Origin of the sequence: Bacillus sp. Nf3 (assembly GCF_003028545.1) — a bacterium.
In the GTDB taxonomy this organism is placed as follows: domain Bacteria; phylum Bacillota; class Bacilli; order Bacillales; family Bacillaceae; genus Bacillus; species Bacillus safensis.
Genome location: NZ_PYUA01000149.1, coordinates 1 through 500, shown reverse-complemented (window position 1 = coordinate 500; position 500 = coordinate 1). Strand labels below are relative to the sequence as shown.

Below are 500 nucleotides of genomic sequence, written 5' to 3'. Positions count from 1 at the left end.
TGTCGCTGTCCTTGCCGAACCCGGCCACGTCCTGCGCCTGCTTGTCGGCGGGGTTCAACGGGGTCCACACCGGGCCCGGCGCCACGCAGTTGACCCGGATGCCACGTGGCAGCAGCTGGCTGGCCAGCGCCTTGGTGAACGCATGGATCGCGCCCTTGGTGGCCGAGTAGTCGATCAGCGCCTTGCTGCCGAACAGCCCGGTTTCCGAGCCGGTGTTGATGATGCTGGCGCCCTCGCCCAGATGCGGCAGCACCGCGCGCGCCATCTGGATGTAGCCGCCGATGTTGGTCTGCAACGTTTCCTGCAGGTGGGCGTCTTCCAGGTCTTCCAGGCGCTGGCAATGCAGCTGGAAGGCCGCGTTGTTGACCAGGATGTCGATGCCACCGAACACCTTGGCCACCTGCTTCACCGCCCGGTTGCAGAAGCGCGGATCGCGCACGTCGCCGGCAATCCCCACGCAGCGGCCGCCTTCGCGCTCGACATGCTGGCGGGTGATGTCG

1 protein-coding gene is annotated in these 500 nt (G+C 67.4%); it reads right to left on the bottom strand.

Translation table 11 applies throughout. From position 1 onward, the window contains the following. Positions 1–500 (bottom strand): SDR family NAD(P)-dependent oxidoreductase (locus C9414_RS21260; RefSeq protein ID WP_142398107.1); only part of this gene is annotated, 500 nt, incomplete at both ends.